We start from the raw sequence: 3,489 nt of genomic DNA, 5'->3' as shown, positions 1-3,489 counted from the left end.
CCCGCCCGCCGTGCTGGATCTGGAGGAACATCCGGCCACCGGCCGCCCGCACCGCGTCGGTGACCCGCCGCCAGCCGGCGACGTGCGCTTCGTCGTGGATCGCCGGGATGTTCGGGTAGGTCAGTCCCACGGCACTCGGCGTGGCGGCCTCCGCGATGATCAGTCCGGCCGAGGCGCGCTGGGCGTAGTAGGTCGCCATGAGCGGTCCGGGGACGCCGTCGGCGTCGGCGCGGTTACGGGTCATCGGCGCCATGACCAGCCGGTTCGGCAGGTCCAGCGTGCCGAGGCTCGCGGGTTCGAAGAGCTGGGGAACGGTGGTTGTGTCGGTCATGCCGAAACGGTAAGAGTTGACATTGGTGTCAGATTCAAGTCGCGGCGAGGTGGGGAATGCGGATCGGTGAACTGGCCCGGCGCACGGGCGTGAGCGAACGGTCGTTGCGTTACTACGAGCAGCAGGGCCTGCTCGCCTCGGAGCGCACTCCCGGTGGCCACCGGGACTATCCCGAGGCCGCGGTGGACCGCGTCATCCGCATCCAGGAGCTCTTCGCCGCGGGGCTGCACAGCAAGAAGATCGCCCAGTTGCTCCCGTGCATTCGTGATGCGGACGGCGGCCCGTCCGAGATCGCCGACCGGAAGCTCGTCGACGATCTCACCCGGGAACAGCAGCGCATCGACGCGATGATCGCCGATCTGATGCGTTCCCGCGAGGTCCTGGGCGATGTGATCGAGGCCGCCTCAGGCGGGCGCTGACGGGCGTTCCCTGGGGAGGAGGAACACCAGCACCGTCGCCGCGGCCGAGACGACGAGGGTGAAAACCGAGGCGATGGCCAGTCCGCGCCCGGCCGCCGCGACCCGGTCCTGCCCGGTGGGGTGGAAGGCGCCGAAGAACACGATGCCGATCCCGGCGACGCCCAGTGCGCCGCCGACCTGCTGCGCCGTGGACAGCAGACCGGAGGCCATCCCGGCGTCCTCGGGGCCGATCCGGGCCAGAACCGTGTTCAGCAGCGGTGTGATGAGCAGTCCGCCGCCCATGCTCTGCAGCATGAGCGTGGGAATGACCAGCCCCGGCGTCAGGTGCGGCCCGAAACCGAGTACGAGCGCGGTGGACGCGTAGCCCAGGGTCATCACGACCGCGCCGGCCTCCAGCACCCGGCGTCCGTGGACCGGGACGAGTCTGCTCGCGATGAGGCTGAAGACGAAGAAGGTCACCGCGGCCGGGGTGTACACCAGGCCCGAGCCCAGCGCCGACAGACCGAGGCCGTCCTGCATCGCCACCGAGAGCACGAGGTAGTACGAGGTCAGCAGTGCGTAGACGGCGAGCACGAGCACGATCCCGACCGAGAACGGGCGTGCGGCGAACAGCGACAGCCGGACCAGCGGGTCGGCGACCCGGCGTTCGAGTGCGGCGAACACCGCGAAACAGTCGAACGCGGCCAGGAAACTCGGCCAGGTCCACCATGGCCAGCCCGCCTCGCGGCCCTGGATGAGCGGAACGGTGAACGCCAGCAGCGCCGCGCTGAGCACCACGACGCCGGGAAGGTCCACCTTGTGCGCCCGTGCCGCGCGGGATTCGGTGAGGTACCGCCCGGCGAGGGCGATCGTGACCAGCCCGATCGGCACGTTGATCCAGAACACCGGGCGCCAGCCCGAACCGAACAGATCGGCGGAGACCAGCAGACCGCCGATCAGCTGTCCGCCGATGGTGGCGAGACCGATCACCACGCCCAGCACGCCGTACGTCCGGTGCCTGTCCTTTTCGGACACCAGGACGGTGATCGTGGCGAACACCTGGGGAACCATCAGTGCCGACCCCAGTCCCTCGGCGACCCGTGCGGCGACGAGGGTGGCCCCGGTTTCGGACAGCGCGCACGCGACGGAGGCGGCGGTGAACAATGCCATGCCGGCGACGAAGATCCGCTTCCGCCCGTACCGGTCGCCGAGGCGCCCGCCGGTGATGAGGAACACCGCGTAGGCGAGCTGATAGCCGGTCAGTACCCACTGCAGTTCGCCGCTCGTGGCGCCGAGATCGGCTCGGATCGCCGGTCCGGCCACCACGACGATGAAGGAGTCGAGGATCGCCATGAACAGAGCGGCCATGACGATCGGCACCGCCGGCTGCCTCGAAGTCCGTTGTTCCACGGTCGTCATGGCAGCTCCTTCGGCAGCACAGTGGACAGTGCCTTGAGGACCTCGGCGGCCATGACGGCCTGTCCCGAAGCGGAGAAGTGGATGCGGTCGGCGCTCAACAGACCCGGCCGGGTGTTGACCTCGTGGTCCCACATGTCCACGACCAGTGCGCGGTGCTCGGCCGCGACGGTGCGGATGAGATCGTTGAGCCGCCGTACCCGGACCGGGAAGTCCGGGAACTTCGGGATGTCGAAGGCCTTGCCGAGGGTGAAAGTGATCAGCAGGGCGCCGGATCCGGCGGCCAGGCGGTACAGCCGCCGCAGGGAATCCTCGATCGCGGCGAAATCGGGCTCGCGCCGCCACAAGTCGTTCCCGCCGCAGGAGAGGTGGAGCAGGTCCGGGCCGAACGAGAGCATTCCTTCGGCCTGTTCCGCGAGCGTCTGCTCGATGGTGGCGCCGATCGTGCCGGTGTTCCGGTAGGCCAGGCCGGGGTTGGCCCGCCGCAGCACGTCGGCGACCCGGGTTCCCCAGGGCAGGGTCGCGTAGCCCGGGCTCGGATCGCCGGTGCCCGCGGCGAGGCTGTCGCCGATCACCCCGAAGCGGCGCCACGGCGCGCCCGTGAGCAGTCGTGCCGCGGCGGTGGGCGGCAGGCACAGGGGGTCGGTCTCTTCGGTGAGAGCGGTCGTTGTGTCGGTCACGAAAGTAACCGTACGATCGGTCGTATTGTTTGTGCAAGGCCTGTGGGAGGATGGGGCTCGTGACCGAGCACGCGGAGATCACCGACCAGCGGCTCCTGCGGGGAGCCCGCACGCGGCAGTCGGTGGCGCGCCACGCCGTCGACGTCGCTTCGCTGGAGGGGCTCGGCGGGCTGAGCCTCGGGCGCCTGGCCGCGGATCTGGGCCTCAGCAAGAGCGGGGTGCAGGCGCTGTTCGTGACCAAGGAGAACCTGCAGGTCGCGGCGGCCGAAGCGGCGCGGGAGGCGTTCGCGGGCGCGGTGGTGGAGCCCGCGCTGGCGTCCCCGCGCGGCGCCGCCAGGCTGCGCGCACTCGTCGAAGGCTGGCTGTCCTATGTGGAGACCCCGCTGTTCCCGGGTGGCTGTTTCTGGGCGGCCAACCTGCCCGAGTTCGACTCCAGGCCCGGGCCGGTCCGGGAGGCGCTCGTCCGGCACCAGCGGGAATGGCGCGGCCTGTTGGCCGGTGAACTGCGGGAAGCGGTGAAGGCGGGGGAAGCGGGCGAGCTCGATCCGGACCTCGTGGCCTTCCAGCTCGACGCCGTTCTCTGGGCCACCAACATCGCGCTGCGCGTGGGCGAGAAGGAGGCCACCGCGCGAGCCCGCCGCATACTCGACGGATTCCTCACCCC

Annotated in this window: 5 protein-coding genes; 2 read left to right on the top strand and 3 right to left on the bottom strand. The window is 70.3% G+C overall.

The features are described from left to right. Positions 1-331, bottom strand: a 331-nt coding sequence (locus FNH05_RS34760) for a beta/alpha barrel domain-containing protein (RefSeq protein WP_483964243.1), incomplete at its 3' end; no start/stop codon positions are given. A gap of 56 nt (positions 332-387) precedes the next feature. On the opposite strand from FNH05_RS34760, the gene FNH05_RS34755 reads away from it, so the two are divergent. Beyond that, positions 388-750 carry a MerR family transcriptional regulator gene (locus FNH05_RS34755; RefSeq protein ID WP_144593091.1) on the top strand — a complete coding sequence of 121 codons (363 nt, stop codon included), beginning with the start codon at positions 388-390 and terminating at the stop codon, positions 748-750. Here the strand turns inward: FNH05_RS34755 and FNH05_RS34750 are convergent. Next, complete coding sequence (locus FNH05_RS34750; RefSeq protein WP_144593090.1) at positions 736-2,148, bottom strand: MFS transporter; 1,413 nt, start codon at positions 2,146-2,148, stop codon at positions 736-738. The genes FNH05_RS34755 and FNH05_RS34750 overlap by 15 nt on opposite strands. Continuing rightward, positions 2,145-2,825, bottom strand: coding sequence for an SGNH/GDSL hydrolase family protein (locus tag FNH05_RS34745; protein WP_144593089.1), 681 nt, complete (start codon positions 2,823-2,825; stop codon positions 2,145-2,147). Before FNH05_RS34745 ends, FNH05_RS34750 begins: the two co-directional genes overlap by 4 nt. Before the next feature lie 59 nt (positions 2,826-2,884). Between FNH05_RS34745 and FNH05_RS34740 the strand changes: the two genes are divergently transcribed. Continuing rightward, on the top strand, positions 2,885-3,489 hold a 605-nt coding region (locus FNH05_RS34740), incomplete at its 3' end, for a TetR/AcrR family transcriptional regulator (RefSeq protein ID WP_222426804.1).

The sequence above is a fragment of the Amycolatopsis rhizosphaerae genome (assembly GCF_007713715.1).
Lineage (GTDB): Bacteria > Actinomycetota > Actinomycetes > Mycobacteriales > Pseudonocardiaceae > Amycolatopsis_E > Amycolatopsis_E rhizosphaerae.
This window is presented reverse-complemented; position numbering and strand designations above follow the sequence as displayed.